The following is a 23,257-nucleotide window of genomic DNA, read 5'->3' as shown; positions in this document are numbered from 1 at the left end:
ACTGAGGTTGCCTTCTGCCGACGGGCGGTCATGCTTGGTGTATGCCGAGTCCGCTGCCCGTCGCCTTCACACCCGATCTCCGCGCTACCATGTCTGCACGGCTTGGGGGCATGTCGGTCGTCCAGGGTCAGGCGAGCCCGGGCCTGAAGGCCGCGGCTGTGGCCATTGTCGTGACGCCCTGCGACCAGGGCCATGCCCACTTCCTGCTCACCGTTCGCGCCTCAAGGCCCGGCCGTCATTCCGGTCAGTTCGCCCTGCCCGGCGGGGTGATCGAGGCGGGCGAAACCCCTGACGCCGCCGCCCGCCGGGAATGCCTGGAAGAGATTGGCCTGCACCTGGCGGAAGACAGCCTGCTGGGCCGTCTGGACGACTATGAGACCCGTTCAGGCTATGTCATCGCCCCCCATGTCTACTGGTCGCCGGGCCTGGCTGAACTCAAGCCCGACCCGCACGAGGTCGCCCTGGTCAAGCATGTGCCCCTGTCGGTTCTGAACGCCCCGGGCTCGCCGGTGCTGGAGCCCGGCGACACCCCTGGCCGCCCCATCCTCCGCCTCAGCGTCGGCGAGGACAACCTTCATGCCCCGACGGCGGCCCTGCTTTATCAGTTCCGGGAGGTGGCCATGCATGGGCGCTATCTTTCTGTCGCCCACTTCGACCAGCCGGATTTTGCGCGGCGCTAGGAGATGATGGCCATGGATCTTGTCTGGGGATTGCTCATCGGATTGGGCACGGTGGTTTCGAGCCATGTCCTGGGGTTTGACCGGGACCGATCCTACTATCCGACCCTGATGATCATCATCGCCCTGGCCTACATTCTGTTCGCCGTCATTGCGGTTCCGCCTGCCTCCCTGTTGTTGGAAGGCGCCGCCGCCGCCGTTTTTGTCGGCCTCGCCGTCGCGGGCCATCGCTGGAACCTCTGGCTCGTGGTGGTCGCCCTGCTGGGTCATGGGGTCTTTGACCTCATCCACTCCCGCTTCATCACCAATGCGGGCGTTCCGGCCTGGTATGCGGGCTTCTGCAGTGTGGCGGACCTGATCCTTGCCGCCGCACTGGCGATGCTGATCCTTCGCGGTCATGTGGCCAGGCGGATTGCCGCGCCTGCAGCCTGACGGGGAGCAAGCCATGACCACCAAAACCGGCAGCTGCCTCTGTGGCGCCAGGGCCTATGAGATCGACGGCGAGATCGACGCCGTATGGATCTGCCACTGCTCCCTGTGCCGCAAGGCCAGCGGCGGGAACGGCAACGCCATTCTCATCGTGCCCCGCAGCCAGTTCCGGTGGGTGAGGGGCGAGGACCACGGGGTCACCTTCGCCCTGCGCGAGACCTACACCATCACCCGCTGCCAGACCTGTGGCACGCCCCTGCCGGCGGAGGCTGACGAGGCGAACATCTATGTGACGGCCGGGACACTGGACGTCCCCCTTGGCAAGGGGATCCGCACTCACCTGTTCTGCGCCTCCCGGGCCGACTGGGACAAGGATCAGGACGATGTCCGCTATTTCGACGCGCGGTCCACCGGGGCGGGGTGAGGGCCTACTTCCCCATCTCCAAATGCCGCGCCCGAGTCGCCTCATCCAGCCGCAGGAACCGCGCCGCATTTTTGTAGAGGATGTCCCGCTTCTGGCCCTCGGACAGGAAGGGCGCCTCATTGATCACGGCGATGGCCCGCTCAAGGGTTTCGGGCCAGACCATCTGGTCGCTGCCGAACATGATGCGGTCTTCGAAGCCGGCGTCCACCAGGGCCTGCAGATAGCGGTAGAAGGCCGGGCGAGGCTGGGAGTAGACGATGATCCCGGTGTCCAAATAGACCTGCGGGTGGGCGTAGAGCAGGGCAAGGGTCGCATCCAGCATGGGGTAGCCGGCATGCATGATGTTGACCCGCATCTTCGGATGCCGGACCAGCACATCTTCCATAAGCAAGGGGTTGCTCAGGCTGGCGCGGTAGCCTGATCCCGGCAGATAGGCCACGCCCATGGGGCCTGGGCCCACATGGACGGCCACGGGAATGTCATTGGCCTCCGCCGCCTTCCAGATCGGCTCCATCCTGGGGTCATTGGGCGCTATGCCGTCATACTGCAGGCCCAGCTCACCCAGGACGGCGATGTTTCCGGCAGCCTTTACGGCGGCGACCTCGCGGGTCAGGCTGTCCCTGGGCGGCATGTCCGGCAGGAGGCCGGGCAGGACCCTTTCGGGCGCCTGGGCCTTCCACTTCATCACCATTGCGTACTTGCCGCTCACCACGCCGATGACATTGCGGCGCTTCATGATGTCGAGGGTCCGGTTCATGACCTCATCGTCAGTCATGGGCGACCAGACCGGATCCTTGCAGGTCGGGTGCTTGAACCATCCGAGGAAGGCCTGATCGAAGGGCTCGGTCTGGTCCCAGCGGGGCATTTCGGTGAATGGCGTGCACATGGCGAGCGGCGGCGGACCCTGATCATTGGCGGGCAGGGCGTGCAGGTGGACGTCGAGGATCGGCAGGGTTCCACCGCCTTCCGCCCGCGCTGCCAGGGGCGCCGCAAGCAGGCTCAGGCAGGCAAGGGCGACGAGGTGGCGGGTCAGGTACATGGGCAATCCGTGAATCGCGGCGGAGGGAATGCCTGATTTGTGGATGGCGATTGATGGCCTGTCATGCCAATTCAGGGAGGAGGGGGATGACGACTGGCCGTTGTGCGACTTAGCCTTCCCACTGGCCAATCAAGCTGTAACACTGCACGCCTAGACGCTCACGCTTACCCTGTCCCAGGAGGGACCCGTGTTTGAGGTCCGGATCCGGCGACCCCATCGCGACCTGTCTTCGGTCGTGACCCACTTCTCCCAGCGGCTGGGACAGTTCGCAGAGATGTCGGTGCTGCGGCCCCTGCACGCCCGCCCCAACCAGTTCCTCGAATTCTATCTGGTTGATCCCTATCAGGTCGAAGAAGAGGGCAAGGGTTTCGCCCCGGCGCCGCAGACGGTCCTGGTGGGGCCCTGTCTGACCCCGGGCAAGCGCCTGGGCTTTGTCGGGGATGTCCAGACCTTCACCATCCACTTCCAGCCCACCGGCCTGGCGCGGCTGTTCAACCTGCCCATGACCGACATGACCGATCAGGCCTTTCACGGCAGGGATGTCATAGGCGGCGGCTTTGCCGGGCTGGACAGCGCGGTCCGCCGTCAGTCTGATTTCGACGGCAGGATCGCCGCCGCCGAAGGCTGGCTTTACGACCGGATGGGCCCGGCCCGGTCCTTCGGCGCCGTGGACTGGGCGGCCAGGGTCATTGCCCGGTCCAGTGGGCGGGTCTCCATCGACCGCCTGGCGGCGCGGTCTGACCTGTCCGCCCGGCAATTGCAGCGCAGGTTCCTGGCCGATGTCGGCGCCACGCCCAAGAGCTATGCCCGGGTCCACCGCTTCTCCTCGGTGCTGGAGGCGCGACGCAAGGCGCCGGACCGGGCCTGGGCCGACCTGGCGGCGGAGTACGGCTTTGCCGATCAGGCCCATCTCATCCGTGAGACCCGCAGCCTGGCCGGACGGACGCCGGAGGTGCTGATCCAGGAACTCTTGGCCATCCCCGAGCAGAATGTCTGAAATCTTCAATCCTGCCGTCTGACCACCTCATAGGTTCGCATCAGGGGCCAGGACCGGCCCGGACCAGGATGAGATCCATGAAACGTCGCACTGTGCTGCAAGGGCTGGTTCTTGCGACAATCGCCACCAGCGCCCACGGGGAGAACAAGATGAACATGTCCGCAGATCCGAAGGATGTCCTGGCCGTCACAGCCGCGATCCACCAGTACCGCGACAGCTGGAATGCCAGCGATCTGGACGCCATGGGCAGGCTCTACACCCCCGATGTTCACTGGGTGAATGTCCGGGGCATGCACTGGCGGGGCTTTGAGGAAGTCGACCGTGCCCACCGGATCTATTTCGACATCATGTTCAAAGGGGTTCCACAGGAACTGCTGGACATCGAGTCCCTCACTCCGGTGACCAAGGATGTGATGGTGGCGGTGGTGCTCTGGCGGATGGGCGCCTTCACCACCCCCGACGGCCACAAGCTGCCGCCCCACCCGACGCGGATGACCATGGTCTATGTGCGGACCAGCGCCGGCTGGAAGATCGCCCACGGCCACAATGAAGAGGTCGCCGAGGACGCCCAGCAGTTCGACCCCATCCGTGGGTCAGCTATGAAGCGCTGAGGGGCGGGCTAGTTCACCAGCTCCCCGCCCTTGATCACCGCCTTCACCTGCTCGAGCACGGTGATGTCCTTCAGGGGGTCGCCGTCCACCGCCACCATGTCGGCATAGTGGCCGGGGGAGAGGGCGCCCACATCCTTTGACCAGCCCAGCAGGGCCGCCCCATTGACCGTGGCGGCCTGGATGGCCTGCATGGGGGTCATGCCGAAACGGACCATGTATTTGAACTGTTTGCCGTTATCGCCGTGGGGATAGACCCCGGCGTCGGTGCCGAAGGTCATCTTCACCCCGGCCCTCACGGCCTTGCGGAAGCCCTCCCGCTGCAGGTCGGTGGTCTCGCGGTTCTTGCGCAGATAGTCGGCGGGCCAGCCGTCGCGGGTTCCGACCTCTTCGATGAAGTCGCCGTTATAGACGTCCATATCGAGCCAGACGCCCTTTGACTTGGCCAGGGCTATGCCTTCGTCGTCGATCAGGGAGGCGTGCTCAATGGCCCTGACCCCGGCGCGGATGGCTGACTTGATGCCCTCTGCGCCATGGGCGTGGGCGGTGACCCAGCCGCCGTGCGAGGCGGCGGCCTTTACCGCAGCGGTCATTTCGGCCTCGGTCAGTTCCTGACGGCCGACCTCGGTGCCCAGGGCCAGGACCGCGCCTGTGGCGATCAGCTTGATGCTGTCGACGCCGTTCTGGAACAGGTAGTTGACCTTGCGGGTCACGTCCTCGGGGCTGATGACCACGCCGACGCGCATGTCTGCGGGCAGGGTCACGTCTGGGGACAACCCGGTCACCTCGCCGCCGCCGCCGGGGGTGGTGATGTAGGCGCCGACCGCATTGATCCGCGGGCCAGGCACATCGCCGCGATTGATGGCGTCGCGCAGGGCCACATCGGCCAGGGCCCGGAAGTTGCCGACATTGTGCACGGTGGTGAAGCCGGCCTTCAGGGTCTGGCGGGCATGGCGGGCGCCCAGATAGGCGATGTCGGCGCTAGAGTGCAGCAGGGGCTCGGCCACATTGCTGGACTGGTCAGTGTCGGCCAGGTGGACGTGGGCGTCGATCAGGCCGGGCAGGACATGATAGCGGGACCAGTCGGTTACCGGGCCATCCTTGGGGGCGCCGGTCCAGGGGGTGATCGCGGCGACGCGACCGTCCACCACCTTGATCAGCTGATTGACCAGGAGCTTTTCGGACACGGGGTCCACCAGACGGCCTGCGTGGACATAGATGGGACCCGCCAGGGCCGGCGATGCAGCCAGCAGGGCGAGGGCGAGGGCGACAGTGGGCGAGGCTTTCAGCATGGCGGCGTCCTAATGGGCGGCCCTTGTCTTCCCAGCCCGTCGCCTGCAGCGCAAGACCCATGGCCCGGCCGTGCAGCCTTCGCTAGTCTGCCGGCATGAAGACCCTGAATCTGACCCTTGGCGCCGCGGGTCTTGCGGCGGCCCTGCTGGCGACAGCCACCCCTGGACAGGCCGCGAGCCTGCTGACCGGCGACCGGATCGACGGCGTGCCCGTGATCGAAAAGCTGGACCTGGCCGATCAGCCGGCGGGACAGGTCTCGCGCTATTACTTCCGGGTGACCGATCAGGCGGTCGGCCAGGGCTGGTATGTTCCGGTGATGGTCATCAAGGGCGCGGCGCCCGGCAAGCGCCTGCTGCTGACCGCCGCCGTTCACGGGGATGAACTGAACGGGGTGGCCATCATCCAGGATCTTGCCGCCAGCCTCGATCCGGCTCGCCTGAAGGGCGCCGTAGTGGCCCTGCCGGGCGTCAACATTCCGGGCCTTTTGCAGGCCAGCCGCGGCTTTGCACCCAGCTCGGGCGCCACCGGGGTCAATCTGAACCGGCAGATGCCTGGCGACGTGAATTCCGGCGAGATCGGCCGGGTCTATGCCGGGCGCCTCTGGTCGCAGATCTTCGCCGGAAACGCCGATGCGGCGGTGGACCTGCACACCCAGTCCCGGGGCACGGCCTATCCCATGTATGTCTTCGCCGAGACCGCTGCGGCGCGGTCCATGGCCCGAGCCCTGGGTCCTGACATGATCAAGTATGACCCCGGTGAGCGGGGCTCGGTCGAAACGACGCTGAACGCCAATGGCGTCGACGCCGTGACCCTGGAGCTGGGCGAGCCGGACCGTTTTGATCCGGTCATGATCGCCCGCGCCTTGTCGGGCCTGCGTAATGTCATGCGGGATCTGGGCATGATCGAGGGGCCCGCCGAACCCCCTGCCGTCAAACCCTTCATCGGCAACAAGACCGTGGATGTCGTGGCGCCCAGAGGGGGCTTTGCACGGGTGCTGACGCCCCTGGGGTCGGAGGTGAAGTTCGATCAGCCGGTGGCGACCATTTCTGATGCCTTCGGGCGGGTGGTCCATACGGCCAGGGCGCCCATGGCAGGGCGTGTCCTATCCCTGGCGACGACGCCTGTCAGGGAGTCTGGCGCCCTGCTGGTCCGGATCCTGGCCTGGTCTGACGACCCGGTCTGTGCGGCCAAGGGCTGCCCCTAGAGCCTATTCCGATAGGTCGGACCCGGCGATCGGGTCCAACCCTGCCCTGACTATCGGGACAAGGCGTCAGGCGAAGGCGGGATCCGGCATGGGTACGCCCAGCTTGGCCAGGCCTTCCATGAAGGTGCGGGTCGCGACCCAGGCCGACCGGGCGGCGGCTACGCCCCTCTGGGTGTCCAGCAGACGTCCGGTGACCAGGAGCTGGCCCTTTTCATCGCTTTCGACAACGCCCTGCGCCAGCAGGGCCCGGCAGTGACGCCGCACGGTTTCGTAGGGCATCCGCAGGGTCTTGGCGACGCAGTAGGTGCTGACCGACTGGCGCATGGGATCGGTGAACCACTGGGCCTGGGCTCCAACAGCGACTCCGGCGCCAACGCCATGCTCGAAGGCCGCATGATTGCGCCGGATGATGTTCAGCAGGATGACCGACCGGATCACATCCATGTTAAGTGTCCGGCACAGGTCAGCCATGCCCTCGACATAGTAGCGGATCGCCATGCGCGCCGACCTTCGATCCATGGCCTTTGAGGGGGGCGAGGTCGAAGCGGGCAAGGGAGCTCCCACCTGCGCAAGATTGTCCAGAAGGCCCTGGGTGGCCGTTGTCATGCCTGACAGCAGGTCTTCCAGGTCCAGACAATCGGCGACCTGCGAGGGCACGACATAGCCGCCCTTCTGCTTGCGGCAGAAGCCTGCCGCCTTCAGCGCCAGGGCATGCCGGCGGACGGTCTCGTAGGGCATGTCCAGAACTCGCGCCAGGGCTGTAATGGACACCGGGGTGCGCTCATCGACCGCCGTCGCAAATTCGTCCGGCCCCGTGAAAATCTGATCGCGGAAATTCTCACCCAGAATGGCGAGGAAGACCATGGAATCAACAACGTCGCGACCAAGCCACAGGCTGACCCTGTCCGTGGTGTCGAGGAAATAATTCATCGACAGATGGGCGCCGGGACGAAACACCAGATCTCCCATCGCGTTGTCATAGGCCATGCCGAAATCCATAACGTGAAAAACGCGTGAAAGCACCGTGAAAGCTAGACGCATTAGGCATGCACGTCCAGCGAGAGTCTCTGTGGCAAATTGGCATAGGACGGGAAATTGGCTCTTGTCATGCCAATTGTGGTTTGCGGCCAGAAAATCAGTCGCCTGACCGGCTATCGGGATGACAATGAACCACGGGCCTGACCGTGGGGCGGGCCCCAAGCGATGCGGTCAGCCTTTGCCTTCGCCGCTGGGCAGATACTGGGCCAGGGCTTCGGCCAGGTTCATGATCGGCATGGACTGCAGGAAGACGTCCCCAGGGCCGGTCAGACTGGCCAGGAACAGGCCTTCGCCGCCAAACAGGATGTTCCGGAAGCCGGGCACCATCTGGATGTCGAAACTCACTGTGGGGGCGTGGACGCCCACATGCCCGGCATGGACCAGCAGGCGTTCGCCGGGCGCCAGGGACTTGTGGACGACCTCGCCCGATAGATCCAGGAAGACGGTTCCGGGGCCGATCACCTTCTGCAGGATGAAGCCGGCGCCGCCGAAAAAGCCCGTGCCGATCCTCTGCTGCCAGGCCAGTTCCAGGGTCACTGACTTCTCGGCGCAGAGGAAGGTCTCCTTGCGGCAGATCAGGGCCTCGCCCGGCGCCAGCTGACGGGCCAGGATGGCGCCTGGAAAACGGGGCGCGAAGGCCACATGAGCGCCGGCTCGGGTTCCGGAAAAGTCGGTCACGAAGAAGGTACCGCCAGTCAGGCTGCGCTTGAGGCCGGCGAACAGGCCGCCGCCGGTATTGGTGTGCATGTTCACGCCGTCATTCATCCAGGACATGGCGTGGGTCTGGCTGTAGATCGTCTCGCCGGGCGAAAGATCTATTTCGACGGTCTGCATCACCGTACCGGAGATATTGTAACGCATACCTGCCTCCTTCGCGCCGGATGCGCGATGGCTGAGCATATGACCTGCCGCCGCCGGGGCAAACCCGCCAAAAAGCGCGTTGATTCCGAAAAGCCGCAGATCGGCCATGCACCGGCCCCGATTGCCGTGATAAGCGGCTGGCTTGTTCTGGTTGGAGTCTGCCTTGAAGCGTTTCGTTCTTGTCTGTGTATCAGCGACCCTGACCCTTTCAGCCTGCCAGAAGGCGCCCGAGGTGGCTGAATCCGGGCCCTATTCAGGGCTCTCTTCGGCCATTGACGCCTGGCACAGGGATATCGAGGCCCAGCCCGTCTGTGCTGAAAAGCCTGCGGACGGCCACGCCTGCGTAAACTTCAACGTCGAGTGCAAGGCGTCCATGGACCTTGAGCCGGGCAAGCCCGGTGAAACGGCCCGCATCGTCGCGGCCATGACCTGGGACGCGTGGAACGCCAAGCGCGCCGACTATGACTCTGCCTCAGGTGGGGCTGTGTTCGCAAAGACCAATGGCGTCTGGGCCCGCACGGCGATTGTCGGTGCAATCAACCTGTCCACCTGCGCAACCTCCTGAGGGCTTCCCCGGGGCGTCTGCAATGCTAGGGTTCCCTCTGGCTTGAGGAGGGCTCATGGGCGGCGCGCACACTGTTCGCAGACGACGGGCGGCCAACGCCTTTTCCGGCGCGAGCTTCAACTTCACCAAGATCGGCGCAAGCCGGTATGACCTGTCCGACCCCTATCACGCCGCCCTGACGGTTGGCTGGGGCGCCTTCATGGCTGTGGTCGGCGGTCTCTATGTCCTGATCAACCTGCTGTTCGCCCTGGTTTATGTGGCCATGCCAGGATCCGTGGCCAATGCCCGGCCGGGCGCCCTGCTGGACGCCTTCTTCTTCTCGGTCGAGACCTTCGCGACGGTGGGCTATGGCGACTTCCGGCCAGCCACCCCCGGCGCCCACTGGGTGGCGACCTTCGAGATTGTGCTGGGCATGATGTTCACCGCCATTGTGACGGGTCTGGTCTTCGTGCGGTTCTCCAAACCCCGCGCCAAGATCGTCTTCGCCGAACAGCCGATCATCACCATCCACAACGGCGCGCCAACCCTGATGATCCGCCTTGGCAATGGCCGGATGAATGTCCTGACAGACCTGAAACTGCGTCTTTCAGCCCTGGTCAGGGAGGTTGGCGAAGAGGGCCTGTCCTTCCGGCGATCCGTTGACCTGCCCCTGGTCACCGACCGCTACGCCATATTCGCCCTGACCATCACCCTGCAGCACCGGCTGGACTCAGGACCGCTGAAGGGGCTGACAGAACAGCACATGCTTGATGATGAAATGCGTTTGTTCCTGACGGTCGAGACCCATGATCCAGCCCTCGGCGCCGACGTCCACGCCCTGCATACCTATGCCGCGTCAGATGTCGCCTGGGGCCGTCGGTATGCCGACGCCGTCTCTCAGTCCGAGTCGGGCATGACCCAGGCCGACTTGACCCGCATCAGCCTGCTGGAACCCGAGATCTAGGCTGTTCCTGCTGTCGGTCCTTCGATCCAGGCGTGGAGGACGGCCAGGATCTGCGGGCCTGGTTGCCAGCCCCGGGTGACGACGCCGAAGGCGCCCTGGGCGTTGGGTCCGGCCACCAGGGTCGGAAAGCCGGTGACCCCGGCCCTTTGGGACGTGCCGTAGTCGCTCCAGGTCTCGTTCTTCAGGTCGTCGGACTCCATGTCCGCCAGGAAGCCGTCGCGGTCAAAGCCCAGTTCCGCCGCCAGATCGGCCAGGACGCCGGTCTCGGTGACATTGCGGTTCTCGGCGTAGAAGGCGCGCTGCACCCGCTCCAGATAGGTCAGGGCCAGCTCGGGGTCCTGCCTGCGCACCCGAACCACGGCCCGGGCCGCCGGGTCGGTGTCGTAGCGAAAGCCGGGATGGTCGAGGACGGCTCCATCAAATGGCAGGTTCGCCGCCTCCGCCACATGGGTCCAGTGACCGCGGATTTCGGTCTTGGCCGCCTCGGTCATCGGGGTTTCCGTCCCCGGGCGCAGGCCGCCCATGACCAGGCGGATCGGCAGGGACCGGCCGAAATTCTTCCGGATGTCGGCAACGACCGGCGAGAACCCGTAACACCACGAGCACATGGGATCGCTGAAATAGACCAGGTGAGGGGTGTCCATGGCGGGCTCCGGGGTCAGGATTGCGGTTTGGGCGCCGCCTCGTCTGTCGCCGTTGGCGCAGGCGCGGTCGGAGCGACCTCCTGAGGCGGAGGCGCGGTGGGCTCAGCTGCAGCAGCAGGTGGCGGCGCTTCGGCAGCGGCGGCTTCGGGCGGAGGCTCATTGACCTTGAAGGTCAGGCCCATCAGCTTGGCCCGGGTCTCCAGCGCCTCGGCCCGGGTGGGGCAGACGCCGGGCAGGGTCCAGCCCATCCATTGCTGGGCCACAATGCGGGTCGGCAGGTTGGCGGCCGCTGACCAGGTGGACCGGCCCCGGGCGACGGCTGAAGCGCCGGCCTGGTTGATGGGGCGAATACTGGCCCGCTCGGCCGCTTCCATGGCGCGCTCGAACAGCTTCATATTGCTGCGGCTGACTTTCTGCATGTCCTCATAGACAGCCATGTCGTCGGCAAGGCTGGTTCCCGGCTTGCGGAAGGCCCCTTCGATACGGGTCACCTCCGGCAGCACCCTGTCGTGCAGTTCCAGATAGCCGCTGAGCAGACCATAGCACCAGGCGACCAGTCCGTAGTCATCCTTGGGAGCGTCCGGCGGGTAAGGGGTTTCAACCACGGCCACCGGCGCAGGGTCAGGTTCGGCCGCTGTCGGCGGGGCTGGGTCGGTCGCGGGTGGAGCCTCAGCAGGGAGTGGCTGGGTCTCGACGGCGGGCGGGGTGGTCGCCGGATCGACGACGGCCACAGGCGCCGGGTCGGTCATCAGGGCGAGGGCAAGGAGAAGGGCGGACATGGGACGCGGCTACCTGTGAATTTCGGCGGTCATGAGGCGGAGCCAAAACCGCCGCCTCCCGGCGTTTCAATTTCGATCCGGTCCCCGGCCTCGACCTTGATCGAAAAGCATCCGGGCAGGTCTCTTACCCCGCCATCGGCCCTGATCAAACACTGACGTCCCGTCAGGCCGTCTCCGCCGCCCGCCAGTCCCCGTGGCGCGTGGGTCCGTCGGGTGGAGAGAAGGGCCGCCTCCATGGGCGCCAGGAAGCGGATTGACCGCACCGCGCCGTCGCCGCCGGTCTTCGCGCCTGCTCCGCCGGAACCCCAGCGCCTGGAGAAGACCTCGACCCGGACCGGGAACCGGCGCTCGAGGATCTCCGGGTCTGTCAGCCTTGAGTTGGTCATGTGGGAATGGATGGCCGATTCCCCATCGCAGGCGGCTGTGGCGCCGGTCCCGCCGCAGAGGGTCTCGTAGTACTGACGGGTTTCGTCGCCGAAGGTGAAGTTGTTCATCGACCCCTGGCTGTTGGCCATGACGCCCAGGGCGGCATAGAGGCCGTCCACCACATGCTGGCTTGTCTCCACATTTCCGGCGACGACGGCGGCCGGATAAGCGGGAGCCAGCATGGATCCGGGACGGGTCAGGATCCTGAGGGGCTTCAGACATCCGGCGTTCAGCGGAATGTCGTCATCCACCAGGGTGCGGAAGACATAGAGCGCAGCGGCGTCCACGATCGCCGACGGGGCGTTGAAGTTGGAGGTCAACTGGTCCGCCGACTCGCGGAAATCCAGGGTTGCTTCCCCGGCCTGGGCGTCCACCGTAGTCCACACCACGATCTCGCCGCCGCCATCCATGGGAACGCGGGCAAAGCCGTCCCGGAGGCGGCCGATGGCCTTGCGCACCGACTGGGCGGCGTTGTCCTGCACGAAGCCCATATAGCGGGCGACCACCTCGCCGCCATGGGCGGTGATCATCCCTGCGACCGCATGGGCGCCGGCCTGGCAGGCGGCGATCTGGGCCTTGAGGTCGGCCAGATTGCGCAGGGGCGCCCTGGAAGGCCAGGGGCCAGCCTGAAAGGCCGCCAGGGCTTCCTTCTCCAGGAACCGGCCATTGTTCAGTATGGGCAGGGCGTCCAGCAGGACACCTTCCTCATCCAGGGTCTTCGAGAAGGGCGGCATGGAGCCCGGCTGGACGCCGCCCACATCGGCGTGGTGGCCACGGGCCGCCACATAGAAGGTCGGCCGGGACGTGTCCCCGACGAAGATGGGCATGACCACGGTGATATCCGGCAGGTGCGTGCCGCCGGCATAGGGATTGTTCAGGGCGAAGCCGTCGCCGGGTTTAAGGGTCGGATGCCGGTCGCGGACGGCGCGGACGCTGGCGCCCATGGAGCCCAGGTGCACCGGCATGTGGGGGGCGTTGGCCACCAGTCCGCCATCGGCGTCGAAGAGGGCGCAGGAGAAGTCCAGCCGCTCCTTGATGTTCACAGAATGGGCCGTGCGCTCCAGGGCCGCCCCCATGGCCTCAGCCACCCCCATGAAGCGGCGGTTGAACAGCTCCAGGGTCACGGGGTCCGGGCGGCTGGCGTCGATGGGGCCCGTCTGGCTGTCGCCAATCCGGGTCAGGCGGACCAGGTCATCGGCTTCGCGACAGGCCAGCCAGCCAGGCGCCACGGCGATCTGGGTGTCGCCCCGGATGATCAGGGCCGGGCCCTTGATCTGGTCAAGATTTTCGATCCGGATGACCGGAGCATGGTGGCGCTGTCCCAGGGCGAACATGGCGATGGTCAGGTCAGGACCTTGATCCAGGGAGGGCGCAGGCGACCGGCCGGTCGGCCCGGCGGTCGGGGCGGTCGCCTCCACTTCGACGGTGGCGATCAGTACGTCGCGGTCAGCCTCGATAAAGCCGAACAGCCTGGCGTGGGCGGCTTCGAATTCAGACCGTGCAGTCTTCAGGTCCGACAGGGAGACCGGCAGCTCGGCGTCAGCCCCCTCATACCGCAGGCGAAGGACTGTACGGACCTGACCTTCAATGGCCCCTTGCTCCGCGAGCGCCTGCCGGGCCTGGTCCTCGACCCCGGTCGCCAGGCTTCGCGCCCTGGCCAGACCAGCCTCATCCAGGACGACCTCCAGCCCGGCCTGCTTGAGGCTGCTGATCGCCGCCTGACCAATGCCCCAGGCGGAGAGAACGCTGCCATGGCGGGGGCAGAGAATGACGCCGATCCCCAGGGCTTCGGCGGCCTGACAGGCCGTCTGGCCCGCCGCCCCGCCAAAGGCCACCAGGGCGTGATCCCGGGGGTCGAAACCGCGCTCTGTGGAAATGCGGCGCACAGCCTGGGCGGTCTGTTCGATGGCGACGGCGACAAAGCCCTCGGCGGCGGCCTCCACACTGTCCTGACCCATGGCGGCGGCCAGTTCCTCCAGCCGCGTCCGGGCTGCGGCCACGTCCAGGGCCTGATCCGCCCCGGGCCCGAAAATCCTCGGGAAAAAGTCCGGATGCAGCCGGCCCAGGACCAGATTGGCGTCGGTGACGGTCGCAGGTCCGCCCCGTCCATAGGCCGCCGGCCCCGGATTTGCCCCCGCCGAGTGTGGCCCTGACCGCGCCCTGTGGCCGTCAAAGGTGAGGATGGACCCACCGCCCGCCGCCACGGTCTCCACATCCAGCATGGGACTTCGCAGGCGCACCCCGGCGACCTTCGCCACGTCACGGCGCTCGAGGGTTCCGGCAAACCGGCAGACATCGGTGGAGGTGCCGCCCATGTCGAAGCCGATGACCGCCTCTGCCCCGGCCTGCCGGGCCGTCTCGGCCACCCCGACCACTCCGCCAGCCGGGCCTGAAACCACGGCGTCGCGGCCGCGGAAGGCGTCGGCCCGCACCAGTCCGCCGGCCGAGGTCATGAAATAGAGGCGCGCGCCGTTCACCGCCCGTGCCACCTGCTGGACATAGGCCTGCAGGACCGGAGTCAGATAGGCGTCGGCCACCGTGGTTTCCGCCCGGGGGATGAACCGGGGCAGGGGGCTGACCTCGTGGCTCAGGGCCACAAAGGAAAAGCCGACAGACCGGGCGATCTCGCCAGCCAGGACCTCGTGGGCCGGGTTGAGGTCGGCGTGCATGAAGGCCACGGCCAGGGATTCATAGCCCTCAGCAAAGGCGGTCTGCAGGATCAGGCGCAGGGCGTCAGCATCCAGGGGCAGAACCACAGCCCCATTGGCGGCCAGGCGCTCATCAGCCTCGACCACTCCGGAATAGAGAGGCGGCGGCCGGGTCAGGTCCAGGGCGAAAAGGTCAGGCCGGGACTGATCGCCGATGACCAGGGCGTCGGCAAAGCCTGCGGTGGTCAGGAAGAGTGTCCTGGCCCCCCGCCGTTCGAGCAGGGCGTTGGTGGCCACGGTCGAGCCCATGCGGATGGAGTCGACCTGGTGCGCCGGGAACGGGGCCGCATCGGGCACGGCCATCAGGCTGCGCATGGCCGCCACGGCGGCGTCGGCATAGGCGGGCGAAGCGGACAGGAACTTGGCGGAGACCTCGCCGCCATCGCCACGGGCTCCGATCACGTCGGTGAAGGTGCCGCCGCGATCAATCCAGAAACGCCATTTCATGTCCAAAGCTTAAGACTCTGCGGCTATGGTTCGCGTTGTCAGGAACGCGGGGAGGGCCTAAAGCGTCTGGATACTCCTATGAGCTTTTGGCGCAACATTGCAGGGCGCGCGGTGAAACGGCCGGATGGCTGCGAAGACTGCGACTGCCCCCCGGGCCTGCCCGGAGAAGACCCGGCGTTCTCCACGGCGGTGACGGCGCTTGGGGCCAAGCTGGCCAAGGCGGACGGCCGCGCCAATATCCAGGAATACGACGCCTTCTTCGAAGTCTTCCAGACCGACGGCGGGTCAGAGAAGAACATACTGCGGCTCTACGATCTCGCCCGTCAGACCACCCATGGCTATGAGAGCTATGCCAAGCGTTTGGCCAAACGTTACAGCAATTGCCCCAGCCTGCTGGAGGACGTCCTCGACGGCCTCTTCCATATCGCCCGGTCGGACGGCGTCGTGACCGACGACGAGCTGGTCTACCTGGAAACCGTATCCCATCACTTCGGCTTCTCGCCCCTGACATTCCGGCGGTTGAAGGCCACGCACCTGGGCCTTGCGGCGGACGATCCCTATGCGGTCCTGTCCATCGCGCCAGATGCGCCGGACGAGGATGTCCGCAAGCTCTGGCGCGCCCTGTTGAGCGAGGCCCACCCGGATCGCGCCCGGGCGCGCGGCCTGCCCAGTGAGTATGTCGAGGTCGCAGAGGCCAAGGCGGCGGCCATCAATTCGGCCTATGACGCCATCATGCGCGAGCGCCGGAGCCTGGCGCTCAATGAAGCGTCATGACCCTGTTTTGTCATAAAATTGATGCCTGCTCGGTTGACGGCGAACCCCCCGCCCCCGAAGTATGCGCTGACGCCATCAAAATGATGGTGAGGTGAGGACGCCATGGTCAACGACTTCGCGCGACAGTCCGGTTCAGCCTTCCGCAGCATAGCCATGCTCGGCGGCGCCCTCGCGACCGCCGCGGCCGTGGCCATTGGCGCAGTCCTGGCCGTCTTCGCCGCCGCAACGGTTGTGGTGATCGCCGTCATGTCCTCGGCCCTGCTGGGCCTGGCTGGTCTGGCCCTTCGCGCCCGGCGCTCGGCCGCCCCCAAGGCCGAAGACGGCGTGATCGAGGCGCGTAATCTGGGCGGCCATCACTGGGTCGCCTATGGCTGGAACGACCGGCCCTAAAGCCTTCCCTGATTTTTCTCTGACCTTCACCCCGCGTCACCGCGCGCTTTGGCTTGCCGCCTTGGGGATGGGCCTCTAACTTCCGACTTCAAACAATTGTTGGGAGTGAAATTCATGATCGGCGTGATCGCCACCTTGACGGTGGCCGAAGGCAAGAATGCGGAATTCGAAGCCATCTTCACCGAACTGGCCAAGCAGGTCCGGGCCAATGAGCCGGGCAACCTAGCCTATCAGCTGACCAAGAGCCGCAGCAATCCGCAAGTCTACAAGGTGCTCGAGCTCTATGCCGACCAGGAAGCCCTGAGCCTTCACGGCCAGACCGAATACTTCAAGGCCGCCGGCCCGAAGATGGGACCCTGCATGGGCGGTCGTCCGGAAATCGAATACCTCGACGGGGTCTAGACCCGATACCCGCACCTTGAATCTGGAAAGGACTTCAAAATGGATCTGGATTTTTCCGCTGAGGATCTCGCCTTCCGTGACGAGGTGCGGGCCTTCATCGCCGAGAACTTTGACGACGACATGCGGGCACGCTCCGCACAGTCCAAGAACCATCACATCGACAAGGCTGGTCAGGTCCGCTGGCTGAAGGCCCTGAACGCCAAGGGCTGGATCGCCCCGGACTGGCCGGTGGAATACGGCGGCACAGGCTGGAGCCACGCCAAGAAGTTCATCTTCGACATGGAAATGGCACTGGCCGGGGCGCCGGAAACCTCGAACATGGGCCTGCGCATGTGCGCCCCGGTGGTCATGGCCTTCGGGACGCCAGAACAGAAGGCCCAGCACCTGCCCAAAATCCTCTCCACCGATGTCTGGTGGTGCCAGGGCTATTCCGAGCCGGGTTCGGGATCTGACCTCGCCTCCCTGTCCATGAAGGCCGAGCGGGACGGCGACCACTATGTGCTGAATGGCTCCAAGATATGGACCACCTACGCCCAATGGGCCGACTGGATGTTCTGTCTGGTCCGCACCAGCGTCGACCCGATCAGGCAGAAGGGCATTAGCTTCCTCCTGCTCGACATGAAAACCCCGGGGATCAATATCGTTCCCCTGCCGACCCTGGATGGTCCCGCCGATGGCGAGCAGGAGATCAATCAGGTCTTCTTCGACAATGTCCGGGTGCCGGTCTCCAACCGGATCGGCGAAGAGGACCAGGGATGGACCTACGCCAAGTACCTTCTCCAGTTCGAGCGGGGCGGCGCCTATGCCCCGGGCCTCACCAACCAGATCAACAAGGTCAAGAAGATCGCCGGCCTGGAAGCCTCTGACGGCGGCAGGCGGATGATTGATGATCCCGACTTCCGCAGGAAGCTGTCCGAAGCCCAGATCAAGATCGATGTGCTGAACGCCGTTGAACTGCGCATGTTCGGTTCGCGCAATGCCGGGGAAGCCATGGGCGCGGCCTCGTCCATGCTGAAGCTGGAGGGCAGTCAGGCCCAGCAGCTGATCACGGAACTGGCCCTGGAAGCGGCGGGGCTCTACGCCCAGCCCTTCGTCCAGGACACCTGGGCCGAGATCAAGGGCATCCGCAACGAGCCCCGGGCTGGTCCGGACTATGCCGCCACCCTGGCGCCGCACTATTTCAACTACCGCAAGACCTCGATCTATGCCGGATCCAATGAGATCCAGCACAACATCATGGCCAAGATGGTGCTCGGGCTCTAGCCTTCACCCAAACACTCATGTTTGGGAGGAAGCTAATGCGTCGTCGTCACTTTGCGATCGCGGTTCTGGCCATCAGCCTTGGGGCCGCCGCTGCGGCGTCGGCTTCGGAGGTCCCGGCATTTCAGACAACCGCCCTTGCCGACAAGGGCCGTCCGGAGGCTGACGCCAGGCGCGACGCGGCCCGCAAGCCCGCAGAGCTGCTGGCCTTCGCCGGGCTGAAGCCGGGCGCGAAGGTCGCCGACTTCATCATGGGCGGCGGGTACTTTACCCGCATCCTTGCCGCGGCCGTTGGGCCTCAGGGCAGCGTCCTGGCCTATCAGCCTGCGGAATTCATCCAGTTCCGCGCTGCCTATGGCGACGAGCAGAAGGCGGCGGTCTCGGCCTATTCCAATGTCACGGCGGACTCCTCCAGCTTCATGAAGGTGGTCCTGCCCGACAATCTCGACCTGGTTCTGACCGTACAGAACTATCACGACCTCTATCTGGCGCCCTTTCCCAAGGGCATGGCGGCCAGGGTCAATGCCGAGATCTATCAGTCGCTCAAGCCCGGCGGCGTCTATCTGATTGTCGACCATGCGGCGACGGCGGGTTCCGGCCTCAGCGCCGCCAATACCCTGCACCGGATTGATGTGGCCGCGGTGAAATCCGAGGTCGAGGCTGCGGGCTTCAAGCTGGTCGCCGAGAGCCCCATGCTGGCCGCTTCCGCTGATCCACACACCGACAATGTCTTCTCCCCCGCCATCCGGGGCAAGACCGACCAGTTCATCCTGAAGTTCGTCAAGCCGCTGAAATAGGTCGATCCATGTTCGAGCAGTTCGAAACCGAGGCGGCGAAGGCCGTTGAGTCCGGCCGCCTTTCTGGGGTTGTCGCCCTGGTGACGGACTCGGTGGGCGAGGTCTACAGCCATGCGGTCGGGGTGAGAGCGGCAGGTGCGGACGCCGCCATGAGCCCCGACACCATCTTCTGGCTGGCGTCCATGACCAAGGCGGTGGTGTCTGTGGGCGCCCTGCAGCTGGTGGACCAGGGAAAGCTGACCCTCGACGGCGATCTGGCTGAGCTGATCCCGGAATTCGCCGGCCTGCAGGTGCTCGAGGGCTTTGACGACAAGGGGGCGCCAATCCTGCGTCCAGCCAGGGCGCCGGTCACCTTGCGCCATCTGCTCAGCCATACGGCCGGCTTCGGCTATGGCTTCATCCAGCCGCAGATCGCCCGGTGGCGGGAGCATTCAGGCCGCGGCGACCCGGCCGGCGGGGTGCGGGCCGACATGGTCCAGCCCCTGCTGTTCGATCCCGGTGAAGGCTGGGCCTATGGCATCAATACCGACTGGGTCGGCGTGGTCATCGAGGCCGCCAGCGGCCAGAGGCTGGATGGTTACCTCCAGGATCAGGTCTTCGGCCCCCTGGGCATGAAGGACACGGGCTTCGCCCTGAGCGCCGAGCAGCAAACCCGCAAGGCCTCGGTGCACATGCGCGGCCCGGACGGCAAGGTCATGCCCATCCCCTTCGGCATGCCGGAAAATCCCGAGGTCCTGTCCGGAGGCGGCGGCCTCTATGGCACGGCGGTCGACTATGCCCGCTTCCTGCGCATGCTGCTGAATGGCGGACGGCATGGGGATCGCCAGGTCCTCAAGGCCGAGACGGTGGCGTCACTGGGCGTCGTCCAGACCGGCCCGCACCGGGCAGGCGCCTTCACGACCTCCAATCCGATGATGTCCAACGACTTCGACATCTATCCGGACATGCACACCGGCTATGGCCTGGCCACCCTGATCAACCCCGAGCCGACCACCGAAGGACGAAGCGGCCGGAGCCTGGCCTGGGCAGGTCTGGCCAACACCTATTACTGGGCCGATCCGGCGGTGGGGAAGGCGGGCCTGGTCATGACCCAGCTCCTGCCGTTCGGGGATGCGGACATGCTGGGGCTGCTCAAGAAGCTTGAGGCGGCGGCTTACGGGGGCTAGGCGCGCTCCTGAATATCCGTTATACGGAAAATATGAAGATCGAGTTTGATCCTGAAAAGAACGCCAGGAACATTCGAGATCGTGGACTGTCGTTTGAGCGGGCGACGGATTTCGACTTCGGATCCGCCAAGTTCGCCCAGGACCTGAGAAGGGACTATGCCGAGCGCCGATACATCGCGCTCGGCATGCTCGATGGACGGGTTCACCTGTTGGTCTTCTGCGAGGCCCCTGAAGGCATCCGGGTCATCAGTTTCCGGAAGGCCAATGCGCGAGAGGTGAAGCGATATGAAACCTGACCCCACCGCACTGGACGAGGAAGCGCCTGAATGGTCAGACGATCTGAACGCTCGGGCGGTGCGTTTTGACCAATTGCCAGCTGGCCTTCAGGCCAAACTTAAGGTTGGTCGGCCAAGGTCGGCTGACCCGAAGAAAATCGTCACCCTTCGTCTCCGAACCAGCCTTTTTGAAGCCTATCAGGCCCAGGGCGCCGATTGGCGGGCGCGTATGGAGCAGGTGCTGGCCGATGCCCTGCTGTCAGGATTTGCGGAAGACAAGTAGCCAGACAGTCTATTGGTGCGGCCAACGCTCCGGATGAAACTGGATACCGGCTTTCGCCGGTATGACCGGGGGTGGGAGTTCGATCGTGGGCTATCGGCTCCCACCGGTCACCCCGGCGGAGGCCGGGGTCCAGTTCATAGGGCTCGGCGTCAGACAGCTATCCTCCAACGCAAAACGCCCGCCGTTTCCGGCGGGCGCTGCAAGGCCGATCCTGAAATCGACGCTTAGTTCTTGGCCGGGATGCGGACCATCATCTGCTCATAGCCCTTCACGAAGTTGGAGGGCACGCGCTTGGGCTCGGCCAGGACTTCGATCTTGGGGAAGCGCGGGAGGATTTCTTCCCAGAGGATGCGCAGTTGCAGTTCGGCCAGACGGTTGCCGACGCAGCGGTGAATGCCGAAGCCGAAGCTGATGTGCTGACGGGGGCGTTCACGGTCGACGATGAAGGAATTGGGGTTCTCGATGACGGTCTCATCGCGGTTGCCCGAGACATACCACATGACAACCTTGTCGCCCTTCTTGATCTGCTTGCCGCCCAGTTCGATGTCGCGGGTGGCGGTGCGGCGCATGTGGGCCAGGGGCGTCTGCCAGCGGATGGTTTCCGAGACCATGGAGGGGATCAGGTCCGGATTGGCCCGCAGCTTGGCTTCCTGTTCCGGGTTCTGGCTGAGCGCCAGGACCGAACCGGTCATGGAATTGCGGGTGGTGTCATTGCCGCCGACGATCAGCAGGACCAGGTTACCCAGGTACTCCATGCGATCCATGTTCTTGGTGGACTCGCCGTGGGCCAGCAGGGAGATCAGGTCGCCCTTGGGCGGCTGAGCGGCGCGCTCTTCCCACAGGCGGCTGAAGTATTCCACGCACTGGAACAGCTCCATGCGCCGTTCCATTTCCGGGTCCTCGGTCACGAACAGGCCGGACTCAGGACCCGCCGTGGCGATATCGGACCAGCGGGTCAGCTTGCGACGGTCATCGAAGGGGAAGTCGAACAGGGTGGCCAGCATCTGGGTGGTCAGTTCGATCGACACACGATCCACCCAGTCGAAGGGCTCGTTGATCGGCAGGTTGTCCAGGGTGTTCTGGATGCGGCTGCGGATCAGGGGCTCCAGCATGGCCAGGTTCATCGGCGACACGACGGGGCTGACCGTCTTGCGCTGCTCATCGTGCTTGGGAGGATCCATGGCGATGAACATCGGCATCTTGAAATCATCTTTTTGGTCAAAAAGCGTGATGTTCGTGTCCGACGAGAAGGCTTCGTGGTTGGTGTCCACGGCCATGATGTCGTTGTACTTGGTCACCGACCAGAAGGGGCCGTCCTCGTGCTGGCCTTCGGGGTGCCAGTGAACCGGATCGTCGCGGCGCAGGCGCTCGAAATAGGGCCAGTAGGTCTCGTTCCGCCACATCTCGACGTCGACAATGTTGATGTCTTCGAGGGGGATGGAAAAGGCGTGGGCCCGGGCATCCGCCTTCAGGTCAATAGCGCCGTCGCTCATGAGATCCTCCAATTGGCGTCGTGGTCCAACGCCCCTATCTAATCAGTGTTAAGGAAGATGCCTATCGAAGCCCCGAATGGCAAGACGGCGCAGGGGATTTTGGCTGCTCCGTGTCCTCCACGGCACAGCTTCTGCGGGCGCCAGATTTTCTCCGCTGACGGCGGCGGCCCGCCGTGCTTTATCCACCCTCCACACGAACAACTGTTTGACGGATCCCCCATGGCTGCCGACGCGCTTTTCCAACCCTGGTCCTTCAAGGGCCTGAACCTCAAGAACCGGATTGTCATGGCGCCCATGACCCGGTCCAAGTCCCCCGGCGGCGTGGCGACCGAAGAGGTGGCCCAGTACTACAAGCGCCGGGCGGCGGCCGAGGTCGGCCTGATCGTCTCGGAAGGCACCGGCGTTTCCCGCCCCGCCTCCCTGAACGACGCCAATGTGCCGCGGTTCCACGGTGAGACCGAGCTCAAAGCCTGGAAGCGGGTCATTGATGAGGTCCATTCGGTGGGCGGCGCCATGGCGCCTCAGCTCTGGCACACCGGCGCTGTCCGCTCCCGTGATCCGAGCTGGAACCCGGAAGGCGGCTATGACAGCCCCTCGGGTCTCTCCAGCCCCGGCAAGCAGTTCGGCGAGCCCATGAGCGAGGAAGAGGTGGCCGACACCATCCGCGCCTTCGCCGACGCCGCCGCCGAAGCCAAGGCCCTGGGCTTTGAGTCCATCGAGCTACACGGCGCCCATGGCTATCTGATCGACCAGTTCTTCTGGGACGGCACCAATGCCCGGGAAGACGCCTATGGCTCGAAGAACCTGCCGGGCCGCGCCCGCTTCGCCGCAGACATCCTGCGCGCCGTGCGCAAGGCCGTCGGCCCCGACTATCCGGTGATCATCCGGATCAGCCAGTGGAAGCAGCAGGACTTCACCGTGAAGATGGCCGAAGACCCCAAGGCCCTGGAAGCCTGGCTCACGACCCTGACCGACGCCGGCGCCGACATCCTGCACTGCTCGCAGCGCCGCTTCTGGGAGCCGGAATTCGAAGGCTCGGACCTCAACTTCGCCGGCTGGGCCAAGAAGCTGACCGGCGTGCCGACCATCACCGTCGGCTCGGTGGGTCTGACCGGTGAATTCATCGCCGCCTATGCCGGTGAAGCCTCCAAGCCCGCCAGCCTCGACAAGCTGATCTTCATGCTCGACCGGGGCGACTTCGACCTGGTCGGCGTCGGCCGCGCCCTGCTGCAGGACCCGCTCTGGGCCCTGAAGGTCAAGGAAGGCCGCACGGACGAACTGATGAACTTCGACGCCTCGGCCATGGCGACGCTCAGCTAGGACCTGACCGGCGCC

The 23,257-nt window shown here is 65.4% G+C and carries 25 protein-coding genes; 17 read left to right on the top strand and 8 right to left on the bottom strand.

Annotated features, from left to right (window positions below; all coding sequences use genetic code 11):
• Positions 1-41 precede the first annotated feature (41 nt).
• The 3 genes from CFE28_13540 to CFE28_13530 are packed head-to-tail and all read left to right on the top strand — an operon-like array spanning position 42 to position 1,530.
• Complete coding sequence (locus tag CFE28_13540; GenBank protein OYU70928.1) at positions 42-680, top strand: coenzyme A pyrophosphatase; 639 nt, start codon at positions 42-44, stop codon at positions 678-680.
• Positions 681-683: 3 nt separating this feature from the next.
• The gene (locus CFE28_13535) at positions 684-1,109 is read left to right on the top strand and encodes a hypothetical protein (protein OYU70927.1); all 426 of its coding nucleotides are present in this window, start codon (positions 684-686) and stop codon (positions 1,107-1,109) included.
• Positions 1,075-1,530, top strand: coding sequence for a hypothetical protein (locus CFE28_13530; protein OYU70926.1), 456 nt, complete (start codon positions 1,075-1,077; stop codon positions 1,528-1,530). The genes CFE28_13535 and CFE28_13530 overlap by 35 nt, the downstream gene beginning before the upstream one ends.
• Before the next feature lie 4 nt (positions 1,531-1,534).
• Here the strand turns inward: CFE28_13530 and CFE28_13525 are convergent, their stop codons facing one another.
• Complete coding sequence (locus CFE28_13525) at positions 1,535-2,569, bottom strand: metal-dependent hydrolase (protein ID OYU70925.1); 1,035 nt, start codon at positions 2,567-2,569, stop codon at positions 1,535-1,537.
• A gap of 187 nt (positions 2,570-2,756) precedes the next feature.
• On the opposite strand from CFE28_13525, the gene CFE28_13520 reads away from it, so the two are divergent.
• Together CFE28_13520 and CFE28_13515 are read left to right on the top strand one after the other, a co-directional pair.
• Positions 2,757-3,566, top strand: coding sequence for an AraC family transcriptional regulator (locus CFE28_13520; GenBank protein OYU70924.1), 810 nt, complete (start codon positions 2,757-2,759; stop codon positions 3,564-3,566).
• Positions 3,567-3,634: 68 nt separating this feature from the next.
• Positions 3,635-4,177, top strand: a complete 543-nt coding sequence (locus CFE28_13515) for a hypothetical protein (GenBank protein OYU70923.1) — start codon at positions 3,635-3,637, stop codon at positions 4,175-4,177.
• 8 nt (positions 4,178-4,185) lie between these two features.
• Here the strand turns inward: CFE28_13515 and CFE28_13510 are convergent, their stop codons facing one another.
• A complete protein-coding gene (locus CFE28_13510; protein OYU70922.1) occupies positions 4,186-5,466 on the bottom strand; it encodes a Xaa-Pro dipeptidase in 1,281 nt (426 codons plus the stop codon).
• 95 nt (positions 5,467-5,561) lie between these two features.
• Here CFE28_13510 and CFE28_13505 point away from each other — a divergent pair, with 95 nt between their 5' ends.
• Positions 5,562-6,671: a succinylglutamate desuccinylase gene (locus tag CFE28_13505; protein ID OYU70921.1), complete on the top strand. Its 1,110-nt coding sequence runs from the start codon at positions 5,562-5,564 to the stop codon at positions 6,669-6,671.
• A gap of 66 nt (positions 6,672-6,737) precedes the next feature.
• On the opposite strand, the gene CFE28_13500 is transcribed toward CFE28_13505, so the two are convergent.
• Together CFE28_13500 and CFE28_13495 are read right to left on the bottom strand one after the other, a co-directional pair.
• Positions 6,738-7,670 carry a hypothetical protein gene (locus CFE28_13500; GenBank protein OYU70920.1) on the bottom strand — a complete coding sequence of 311 codons (933 nt, stop codon included), beginning with the start codon at positions 7,668-7,670 and terminating at the stop codon, positions 6,738-6,740.
• Positions 7,671-7,880: 210 nt separating this feature from the next.
• Positions 7,881-8,570, bottom strand: coding sequence for a TIGR00266 family protein (locus CFE28_13495; protein ID OYU71710.1), 690 nt, complete (start codon positions 8,568-8,570; stop codon positions 7,881-7,883).
• Positions 8,571-8,733: 163 nt separating this feature from the next.
• Here CFE28_13495 and CFE28_13490 point away from each other — a divergent pair, with 163 nt between their 5' ends.
• Together CFE28_13490 and CFE28_13485 are read left to right on the top strand one after the other, a co-directional pair.
• Entirely contained in the window at positions 8,734-9,135 is a 402-nt protein-coding gene (locus tag CFE28_13490; protein OYU70919.1) for a hypothetical protein, read from the top strand.
• A 55-nt stretch (positions 9,136-9,190) separates the two neighbouring features.
• Positions 9,191-10,078: an ATP-sensitive inward rectifier potassium channel 10 gene (locus CFE28_13485; GenBank protein OYU70918.1), complete on the top strand. Its 888-nt coding sequence runs from the start codon at positions 9,191-9,193 to the stop codon at positions 10,076-10,078.
• On the opposite strand, the gene CFE28_13480 is transcribed toward CFE28_13485, so the two are convergent.
• The 3 genes from CFE28_13480 to CFE28_13470 are packed head-to-tail and all read right to left on the bottom strand — an operon-like array spanning position 10,075 to position 15,088.
• A complete protein-coding gene (locus CFE28_13480; GenBank protein ID OYU70917.1) occupies positions 10,075-10,722 on the bottom strand; it encodes a protein-disulfide isomerase in 648 nt (215 codons plus the stop codon). The genes CFE28_13485 and CFE28_13480 overlap by 4 nt on opposite strands.
• A gap of 14 nt (positions 10,723-10,736) precedes the next feature.
• The gene (locus tag CFE28_13475) at positions 10,737-11,501 is read right to left on the bottom strand and encodes a hypothetical protein (protein ID OYU70916.1); all 765 of its coding nucleotides are present in this window, start codon (positions 11,499-11,501) and stop codon (positions 10,737-10,739) included.
• Between the two features lie 29 nt (positions 11,502-11,530).
• Positions 11,531-15,088, bottom strand: coding sequence for a 5-oxoprolinase (locus tag CFE28_13470; GenBank protein OYU70915.1), 3,558 nt, complete (start codon positions 15,086-15,088; stop codon positions 11,531-11,533).
• A 72-nt stretch (positions 15,089-15,160) separates the two neighbouring features.
• On the opposite strand from CFE28_13470, the gene CFE28_13465 reads away from it, so the two are divergent.
• The 8 genes from CFE28_13465 to CFE28_13430 all read left to right on the top strand — a co-directional run bounded on the left by CFE28_13465 (position 15,161) and on the right by CFE28_13430 (position 20,429).
• On the top strand, positions 15,161-15,856 hold the full coding sequence (locus CFE28_13465; GenBank protein OYU70914.1) for a molecular chaperone DjlA: 696 nt from the start codon (positions 15,161-15,163) through the stop codon (positions 15,854-15,856).
• A 102-nt stretch (positions 15,857-15,958) separates the two neighbouring features.
• Complete coding sequence (locus tag CFE28_13460) at positions 15,959-16,246, top strand: hypothetical protein (GenBank protein ID OYU70913.1); 288 nt, start codon at positions 15,959-15,961, stop codon at positions 16,244-16,246.
• 114 nt (positions 16,247-16,360) lie between these two features.
• Positions 16,361-16,648 (top strand): antibiotic biosynthesis monooxygenase, encoded by a 288-nt coding sequence (locus CFE28_13455; protein OYU70912.1) that lies wholly within the window; start codon positions 16,361-16,363, stop codon positions 16,646-16,648.
• Between the two features lie 39 nt (positions 16,649-16,687).
• On the top strand, positions 16,688-17,911 hold the full coding sequence (locus CFE28_13450) for a pimeloyl-CoA dehydrogenase large subunit (protein OYU70911.1): 1,224 nt from the start codon (positions 16,688-16,690) through the stop codon (positions 17,909-17,911).
• A 35-nt stretch (positions 17,912-17,946) separates the two neighbouring features.
• The gene (locus CFE28_13445) at positions 17,947-18,705 is read left to right on the top strand and encodes a methyltransferase (GenBank protein OYU70910.1); all 759 of its coding nucleotides are present in this window, start codon (positions 17,947-17,949) and stop codon (positions 18,703-18,705) included.
• An 8-nt stretch (positions 18,706-18,713) separates the two neighbouring features.
• Complete coding sequence (locus tag CFE28_13440; protein OYU70909.1) at positions 18,714-19,871, top strand: 1,4-butanediol diacrylate esterase; 1,158 nt, start codon at positions 18,714-18,716, stop codon at positions 19,869-19,871.
• A gap of 32 nt (positions 19,872-19,903) precedes the next feature.
• Entirely contained in the window at positions 19,904-20,167 is a 264-nt protein-coding gene (locus CFE28_13435; protein ID OYU70908.1) for a hypothetical protein, read from the top strand.
• Entirely contained in the window at positions 20,157-20,429 is a 273-nt protein-coding gene (locus tag CFE28_13430; GenBank protein OYU70907.1) for a hypothetical protein, read from the top strand. Before CFE28_13435 ends, CFE28_13430 begins: the two co-directional genes overlap by 11 nt.
• Before the next feature lie 224 nt (positions 20,430-20,653).
• Here the strand turns inward: CFE28_13430 and CFE28_13425 are convergent, their stop codons facing one another.
• On the bottom strand, positions 20,654-21,922 hold the full coding sequence (locus CFE28_13425; protein ID OYU70906.1) for a cytochrome P450: 1,269 nt from the start codon (positions 21,920-21,922) through the stop codon (positions 20,654-20,656).
• 219 nt (positions 21,923-22,141) lie between these two features.
• On the opposite strand from CFE28_13425, the gene CFE28_13420 reads away from it, so the two are divergent.
• Complete coding sequence (locus CFE28_13420; protein OYU70905.1) at positions 22,142-23,242, top strand: 12-oxophytodienoate reductase; 1,101 nt, start codon at positions 22,142-22,144, stop codon at positions 23,240-23,242.
• Positions 23,243-23,257: the final 15 nt, after the last annotated feature.

Source organism: Alphaproteobacteria bacterium PA2 (genome assembly GCA_002256425.1).
Classification (GTDB): Bacteria; Pseudomonadota; Alphaproteobacteria; order Caulobacterales; family Caulobacteraceae; genus Phenylobacterium.
The sequence above is the reverse complement of the archived record's forward strand: the minus strand, read 5'-3'. Positions and strand labels throughout refer to the sequence as shown.

What these genes read in the sequence shown, in the direction of transcription:
- CFE28_13540 (OYU70928.1), top strand. Translation starts at nt 42, where the DNA reads ATGCCGAGTCCGCTGCCCGTCGCCTTCACACCCGATCTCCGCGCTACC.
- CFE28_13535 (OYU70927.1), top strand. Translation starts at nt 684, where the DNA reads ATGATGGCCATGGATCTTGTCTGGGGATTGCTCATCGGATTGGGCACG.
- CFE28_13530 (OYU70926.1), top strand. Translation starts at nt 1,075, where the DNA reads ATGTGGCCAGGCGGATTGCCGCGCCTGCAGCCTGACGGGGAGCAAGCC.
- CFE28_13525 (OYU70925.1), bottom strand. Translation starts at nt 2,569, where the DNA reads ATGTACCTGACCCGCCACCTCGTCGCCCTTGCCTGCCTGAGCCTGCTT.
- CFE28_13515 (OYU70923.1), top strand. Translation starts at nt 3,635, where the DNA reads ATGAGATCCATGAAACGTCGCACTGTGCTGCAAGGGCTGGTTCTTGCG.
- CFE28_13510 (OYU70922.1), bottom strand. Translation starts at nt 5,466, where the DNA reads ATGCTGAAAGCCTCGCCCACTGTCGCCCTCGCCCTCGCCCTGCTGGCT.
- CFE28_13505 (OYU70921.1), top strand. Translation starts at nt 5,562, where the DNA reads ATGAAGACCCTGAATCTGACCCTTGGCGCCGCGGGTCTTGCGGCGGCC.
- CFE28_13500 (OYU70920.1), bottom strand. Translation starts at nt 7,670, where the DNA reads ATGGATTTCGGCATGGCCTATGACAACGCGATGGGAGATCTGGTGTTT.
- CFE28_13495 (OYU71710.1), bottom strand. Translation starts at nt 8,570, where the DNA reads ATGCGTTACAATATCTCCGGTACGGTGATGCAGACCGTCGAAATAGAT.
- CFE28_13485 (OYU70918.1), top strand. Translation starts at nt 9,191, where the DNA reads ATGGGCGGCGCGCACACTGTTCGCAGACGACGGGCGGCCAACGCCTTT.
- CFE28_13480 (OYU70917.1), bottom strand. Translation starts at nt 10,722, where the DNA reads ATGGACACCCCTCACCTGGTCTATTTCAGCGATCCCATGTGCTCGTGG.
- CFE28_13475 (OYU70916.1), bottom strand. Translation starts at nt 11,501, where the DNA reads ATGTCCGCCCTTCTCCTTGCCCTCGCCCTGATGACCGACCCGGCGCCT.
- CFE28_13465 (OYU70914.1), top strand. Translation starts at nt 15,161, where the DNA reads ATGAGCTTTTGGCGCAACATTGCAGGGCGCGCGGTGAAACGGCCGGAT.
- CFE28_13460 (OYU70913.1), top strand. Translation starts at nt 15,959, where the DNA reads ATGGTCAACGACTTCGCGCGACAGTCCGGTTCAGCCTTCCGCAGCATA.
- CFE28_13455 (OYU70912.1), top strand. Translation starts at nt 16,361, where the DNA reads ATGATCGGCGTGATCGCCACCTTGACGGTGGCCGAAGGCAAGAATGCG.
- CFE28_13450 (OYU70911.1), top strand. Translation starts at nt 16,688, where the DNA reads ATGGATCTGGATTTTTCCGCTGAGGATCTCGCCTTCCGTGACGAGGTG.
- CFE28_13445 (OYU70910.1), top strand. Translation starts at nt 17,947, where the DNA reads ATGCGTCGTCGTCACTTTGCGATCGCGGTTCTGGCCATCAGCCTTGGG.
- CFE28_13440 (OYU70909.1), top strand. Translation starts at nt 18,714, where the DNA reads ATGTTCGAGCAGTTCGAAACCGAGGCGGCGAAGGCCGTTGAGTCCGGC.
- CFE28_13435 (OYU70908.1), top strand. Translation starts at nt 19,904, where the DNA reads ATGAAGATCGAGTTTGATCCTGAAAAGAACGCCAGGAACATTCGAGAT.
- CFE28_13430 (OYU70907.1), top strand. Translation starts at nt 20,157, where the DNA reads ATGAAACCTGACCCCACCGCACTGGACGAGGAAGCGCCTGAATGGTCA.
- CFE28_13425 (OYU70906.1), bottom strand. Translation starts at nt 21,922, where the DNA reads ATGAGCGACGGCGCTATTGACCTGAAGGCGGATGCCCGGGCCCACGCC.
- CFE28_13420 (OYU70905.1), top strand. Translation starts at nt 22,142, where the DNA reads ATGGCTGCCGACGCGCTTTTCCAACCCTGGTCCTTCAAGGGCCTGAAC.